The sequence below is a fragment of the Mesorhizobium sp. M1A.F.Ca.IN.020.06.1.1 genome (assembly GCF_004023265.1).
GTDB lineage: Bacteria > Pseudomonadota > Alphaproteobacteria > Rhizobiales > Rhizobiaceae > Mesorhizobium.
Genome location: NZ_RZSR01000293.1, coordinates 1 through 6,089 on the forward strand (window position 1 = coordinate 1; position 6,089 = coordinate 6,089).

5 protein-coding genes and 1 pseudogene are annotated in these 6,089 nt (G+C 65.1%); 3 read left to right on the forward strand and 3 right to left on the reverse strand.

Annotated elements, in window-relative coordinates; all coding sequences use genetic code 11:
* Positions 1 to 911 (forward strand): NAD(P)-dependent oxidoreductase (locus tag EOA60_RS14930; protein WP_281060744.1); only part of this gene is annotated, 911 nt, incomplete at its 5' end.
* A gap of 41 nt (positions 912 to 952) precedes the next feature.
* Here EOA60_RS14930 and EOA60_RS14935 read toward each other — a convergent pair.
* Positions 953 to 1,843: a DMT family transporter gene (locus tag EOA60_RS14935; RefSeq protein WP_067319440.1), complete on the reverse strand. Its 891-nt coding sequence runs from the start codon at positions 1,841 to 1,843 to the stop codon at positions 953 to 955.
* 217 nt (positions 1,844 to 2,060) lie between these two features.
* Here EOA60_RS14935 and EOA60_RS14940 point away from each other — a divergent pair, with 217 nt between their 5' ends.
* Positions 2,061 to 3,359 carry an adenylosuccinate synthase gene (locus EOA60_RS14940; protein ID WP_095782560.1) on the forward strand — a complete coding sequence of 433 codons (1,299 nt, stop codon included), beginning with the start codon at positions 2,061 to 2,063 and terminating at the stop codon, positions 3,357 to 3,359.
* A gap of 71 nt (positions 3,360 to 3,430) precedes the next feature.
* Positions 3,431 to 5,275, forward strand: coding sequence for a hypothetical protein (locus EOA60_RS14945; RefSeq protein ID WP_095824077.1), 1,845 nt, complete (start codon positions 3,431 to 3,433; stop codon positions 5,273 to 5,275).
* A gap of 11 nt (positions 5,276 to 5,286) precedes the next feature.
* Here the strand turns inward: EOA60_RS14945 and EOA60_RS14950 are convergent.
* Together EOA60_RS14950 and EOA60_RS14955 are read right to left on the reverse strand one after the other, a co-directional pair.
* A pseudogene (locus EOA60_RS14950) lies at positions 5,287 to 5,588 on the reverse strand (CcdB family protein).
* Positions 5,588 to 5,830, reverse strand: coding sequence for a type II toxin-antitoxin system CcdA family antitoxin (locus tag EOA60_RS14955; RefSeq protein WP_067002201.1), 243 nt, complete (start codon positions 5,828 to 5,830; stop codon positions 5,588 to 5,590). The pseudogene EOA60_RS14950 and the gene EOA60_RS14955 overlap by 1 nt, the downstream one beginning before the upstream one ends.
* Positions 5,831 to 6,089: the final 259 nt, after the last annotated feature.

A 6,089-nucleotide genomic window follows, 5' to 3' on the forward strand; every position in this document is an offset into this window, starting at 1 on the left:
ATTGCGCGCGCGGCGGGCTGGTCGTCGAGGCCGACCTGGTCGCGGCGCTGAAGAGCGGCAAGGTGGCCGGCGCCGGCGTCGATGTTTTCGAGGCCGAGCCGGCGGAGAACAATCCGCTGTTCGGCATGCAGAATGTCGTGGCAACCCCGCATCTCGGCGCCTCGACCACCGAGGCGCAGGAGAACGTTGCGCTGCAAGTGGCCGAGCAGATGGCCGATTACCTGATCAAGGGCGCCGTTTCCAACGCCATCAACATGCCCTCGATCACCGCCGAGGAAGCGCCCCGACTGAAACCCTTCGTCAAGCTGGCCGAGGTGCTCGGCGCCTTTGTCGGCCAGGTCACCGAAGATCCGATCAAGGAGGTGGAGATACTGTTCGACGGCTCGACCGCGACGATGAACACGCGCGCGCTGGTGAGCGCCACTCTTGCCGGCCTGATCCGGCCGCAGGTCTCCGACGTCAACATGGTGTCGGCGCCGATCATGGTGAAGGAGCGCGGCATTATCGTCGCCGAGGTCAAGCGCGACAAATCTGGCGTCTTCGACGGCTACATCAAGCTCACCGTCAAGACCGAGCATATGACGCGCTCGATCGCCGGGACCTGCTTCTCGGACGGCAAGCCGCGCTTCATCCAGATCAAGGGCATCAACCTCGATGCCGAGGTCGGCCAGCACATGCTCTACACGACCAATGCCGACGCGCCCGGCATCATCGGCCTGCTCGGCACCGTCTGCGGTGAGAACGGCGTCAACATCGCCAACTTCCAGCTCGGCCGCAACCGGCCGGGCGGCGATGCGATCGCGCTGCTCTATCTCGACGCACCCTTCCCGGAAAGGGTGCTCGATCAACTGCGGGCGCACCAATCGATCGATTCGGCCAAACCGCTGCACTTCGATGTCGGCGCCGCCTGAAAGATCATGCCCCGCATGCTTCGGCATGCGGGGCATTTCCCCTACAGAACGGCCCTGCTGCCACTGTATTCGGCCAGCGCGATGCCTCCGAGCACGAGCGCAAGCGCAAGACCCTGATAGAATTGGAACTGCTCGCCGACGATCAGCACCGAAAGCAGGGTGCCGAAGATTGGCACCAGATTGATGAACAGTCCGGCGCGATTGGCGCCGATCAGCTCGTTGCCCTTGATGTAGAAGATCTGCGAGACGACGGACGCGCCGAGCGCGGTGTAGAACGCGACCGCCCATCCTCGCGCGTCCGGGACGATGACGCGGCCCGCCGCCACTTCCCAGACAAAGAACGGCACCGAGGTCAAAAGCGCGGCGAGCGACAGAGCCAGCATGAAGCTTTGCCAGCGAACGGCCGGCTTCAGGCGCAGCCCCACCGAATAGAGGCTGTAGCAGAGGACCGCGACCAGCATGATGGCGTCGCCGAAATTGAGCTCGAGCTTCAGCAGCTGGCCGAGGTCGCCATGGCTCGCGGTCAGGGCGACGCCGAGGATGGTGAGCGCGACGCCGACGATCTGCAGGCGCTGCACGTGCAGCCTAAACAGCACGAAGTTGGCGAGGATGATGACGATCGGTATGGCGGCCTGCTCGATCGAGACATTGATGGCGGTCGTGTAGTTCAGCGCCGTGTAGAAGATGACGTTGAACACCGTGAAGCCGCAGGCGCCGAGGCCGGCGACCAGCAGCCAATGCCGGCGCAGTTCAGGCCAGTCCTCGCGAAACGTCCGCCAGCCGACGGGCAGCATGATCAGCACCGCCAGCACCCAGCGCAGGAAAACCAACGTCATCGGCGACACATGGCCGACGGCAAGCTTGCCGGCCACGGAATTGCCGCCCCACAGCAGCATGGTGGAGAGCAGGAACAGATAGGCGGCTCGATGCATCGCTTAATCCTGGACCGGCAGGCGCGGTGGAAGAAGGATGCCGGCCTATTGCGATGGCGAGGCCAAGTAAATGATGCGAAAGCCGGAATTTGTTGTGCCTGGTTTGTTGTGCCCTGGGTGGTTTCGGGGACAAAGAAGGGGTCGCATCGGCCTGCACATGAGGCTATAGAGGCCTGTCGTTTCAAGCCGCCAAGGCGGCATCTCAAGGGAAAAGAACATGGCCAATGTGGTGGTCGTCGGCTCGCAGTGGGGCGACGAAGGCAAGGGCAAGATCGTCGACTGGCTGTCGGAGCGCGCCGACGTGGTCGTGCGCTTCCAGGGCGGCCACAATGCAGGTCATACCCTGGTCGTCGACGGCAAGGTCTACAAGCTTTCGCTCTTGCCGTCCGGCGTGGTCAGAGAGGGCAAGCTGTCGATCATCGGCAACGGGGTGGTCTTCGATCCGCACGCCTTCGTCGCGGAAGTCAAGAAGCTCAAGGAGCAGGGCGTGGAGGTGACGCCCGAACGCCTGAAAATCGCCGAAAACACCGCGCTTATCCTGTCGCTGCACCGGGAGCTAGACGGGTTCCGCGAAGACGCCGCCTCGAATTCCGGAACCAAGATTGGCACGACCCGCCGCGGCATCGGCCCCGCATATGAGGACAAGGTGGGCCGGCGTGCGGTGCGGGTGATGGATCTGGCGGATTTGGAAACGCTTCCCCTGAAGGTCGACAGGCTGCTCACGCATCATAATGCGCTGCGCCGCGGGCTCGGCCATCCGGAAGCGACCCAGGAGGCGATCATGCAGGAGCTGACCTCGGTGGCCGGCGAGATCCTGCCTTACATGGACCGCGTCTGGAAGGTGCTCGACGACAAGCGCCGCGCGGGTGCGCGCATCCTGTTCGAGGGCGCGCAAGGCACGCTGCTCGATATCGACCACGGCACCTATCCCTTCGTCACCTCATCCAACACCGTGGCAGGGCAAGCGGCCGCCGGCTCCGGCACCGGCCCCGGCGCGATCGGCTATGTGCTCGGCATCACCAAGGCCTATACGACGCGCGTCGGCGAAGGGCCGTTCCCGACCGAGCAGAAGAATGAGGTCGGCGAGTTCCTCGGCACGCGCGGCCACGAATTCGGCGTCGTCACCGGCCGCAAGCGCCGCTGCGGCTGGTTCGACGCCGTGCTGGTGCGCCAGGCGGTGGCCGTCAACGGCATCAAGGGCATCGCGCTCACCAAGCTCGACGTGCTCGACGGGCTGGACGAGATCAAGGTCTGCACCGGCTATCGTCTCGATGGCGAGTTGATCGACTATCTGCCGGCCAGCCAGGGCGCCCAGTCGCGCGTCGAGCCGGTCTATGAGACGCTCGAAGGCTGGAAGGGAACGACGGCCGGCGCCAGGAGCTGGAACGATCTGCCGGCGCAAGCCGTCAAATATGTCCGCCACATCGAGGAGCTGATCGGCGCCCCGGTTGCACTGCTTTCCACCAGCCCGGAGCGGGACGACACGATACTTGTGACCGATCCGTTTCAAGACTAGTTTCACAGCGCTTCCAGGCGCTACGGCTGATTTGCGGCCGGCCCGGGAAAGAATTGCAGGTCGACTGACGCATGGCAGATTTCGTTGGTGTTCTGAAAAAACAGCTTGCGAAGCACAGCGAGCCCTCGCCCGAGTTGCGCAAGCGGATTTACGAGAATGCTCGTGAGATGCTGGCGAAGAAACTCGCGAACTATTCTCCGCCGTTGTCGGCCGAGGTCATCAGCAAGCAGAAACGTTCGCTCGAAGATGCCGTCGCCAGCGTCGAGCGCGAGTATGCCAAGCCTGCTCCGGCGCCCAAGCCGGCTCCAGCGGAAGATCCCCTGGCGGAGCTGGAACATATTTTTTCCTCGATCGACCGCAACAAGAACCAGCCGAGCCACGTCCGGCAGCCGTCGGTGGCGAAGCCCGAACCTGCCAAGCCGGAGCCCTTCAAGCCGGAGCCCTTCAAGACGGCGCCCGCACCGGCGCCGGTGAAGGCGGAACCGAGCTGGCAAGGCGCAGCAAAGACGGAACCAAGCTGGCAAGGGGCAACGAAGACTGAGCCCGGCGGCTGGCACAAGGTGCCCGCGGCACCGCCGCCCATGCCCTCGCCGCGCGAGGACGATGTCGGCCTGCCCGGGATGAACGCCGCCGAACCGGACGAGGACAGCGATGTCTTTGCCAATGACGAGCAGCCGGCCGATACTTTCCAGCGGCTGCGGCCTGCGCCGCGCAAGCGCAGCTATGGCGGGTTGATTGCTGCCGTTGTCGCATTGCTGGTGCTGGCCGGCGGCGGGTACGGCGTTTGGCTGAACAAGGATGCGTTCAGCTCCATGCTCGGCTTGAAGGGCGGCAGCAGCCAGACCGTCTCGACCGAGCCTCTGGTCAAGCCTGCCGCCCCGACAAAGCCGACCGCCGAGACGGCGGCCGCGCCGCCGGCTGCGGGCAATAACGCGGCTGCAGCCAATGAGCCGGCCGAAACAGCGAAATTCACCCAGCGGCTGACGCCCGAGGGCAAGGAAGTAGATCCTGGTCCGGCCGGCGGCCAGAGCACCATCGGCGAGGGCGAATCCGTCGCCGCGCTGACTACGCCGCCGCCAGCCGCGCCTGGGATGACGCCGGCGCCCTCCGCCGGCACGCCGCCCGCCGCGCCAACTCCGGCCGCGACCCCGCCCGCCGCCGACACTCCGCAGGCTGCGCAAACTCCGCCCGCGAGCCCGCCTGCCGGGACCACGCCGTCGGCGCCCGCCGGTGCCGCCGCCAATCCGCCAGCGCCGGCCGCCGGAACCACGCCTCCGGCCGCGGCGGCCACTCCGCCTGCCGCTGGCACGACTCCGCCACCCGCGTCCGGGACTGCGCCTGCGACGGCCCAAGCGACCGTGCCGGTCGGCCAGAAAGCGATCTTCTATGAGGAGCGCACCAGCACCCAGCAGGGCACCGCCGAGCCCGGCAGCATCGTCTGGTCGCTGGTGCAGGAATCGCCGGGCGGCGACCTGCCGCCGGAGCCGGCGATCCGCGCCGAGGCGACGATACCCGGCAAGGACATCCAGCTGCGCATGACCATCCGGCGCAATACCGACCAGACGCTGCCGGCCAGCCACATCATCGAGATGATCTTCCTGACGCCGGAAGGGTTTGACGGCGGCGGCGTCGACAACATCCTGCGCATCGCCATGAAGAGCTCGGAACAGGACGCCGGCAGCCCGCTGATCGGCATCCCGGCCAAGATCGCCGACGGCTTCTTCCTCGTCGCCCTCAACGACACCAAGGCCGACGAGGACGCCAACCTGACGCTGCTCAGGGGGCAGGCCTGGATCGACGTGCCGGTGGTCTACAAGACCGGACGCCGTGCCCTGCTCACCATGGAAAAGGGCATTCCGGGCGAGAAGGTGTTTGATGAGGCGCTGAAGGCCTGGGCGACGAAGACGTCCGGTTGAGGCCGAGCGGCTCAGAAGCCCTGAAACAGCATGTCGAGCGCTGCAACGATCTCGTCGTGATGCTTCGCGAGGTTGAAACGGTTTCCCCGAGTTCCGTCGCAGCCACCGTAGCGATCAGATGGGTGGCCATGACCAGCTTGCGTCCATTGATTTCGAAGACCGGGTGCAGCCTCCGCATTGGCGGCGGCGCCGACGCGAGGGGCAAAAGCGGAACGACGACGCGCGTCTTGAAATTGTCGAGCAGGTCGGATTGAACCTCGAGGAGGTAGCCGCCTTCGATGCCGCTGGCGGCAAAGGCGTCATAGCGCGCCATCAGAACTGCCGATGCTCCTTGAGCGGAACGCCGTACGTGTCGACATACTCGTTCCAGGCATCCATGGTGGCGCGGTTTTCGAGCTTCCACAGCCGCGTCTTCTCGGCTGCCACGGCTTCTGCGATCCCGGCTTCGGCGGCACGAGATACATTCACGTTGAGCCCCTTGGCTTCCTTCATGAGCTGTGAATCGATCGATAGATTTGCCGGCTGGCGGACCGCATTTGCGGCAATCTTGCGCATGATAGCCTCCGCAACATGCGTATAGAATATGCGCATCACGCGAGTGCTGCAATGGATAGCTTGGACCAGCGCGACCTTCGCGACCGGACCGGCATGGCAAATTCGCCCTCAAATGCTATAGTCGCGCAAGCGGCAGGTCTGACCGGAGACGGCGATGACCAGTGCGAAGATCGACGTTCGTGAGCTGGGTGAAGCCGTTTTCCTGACCGATGGCGGCCTCGAGACCTCGCTTGTTTTTCTGGAAGGCCTCGATCTGCCC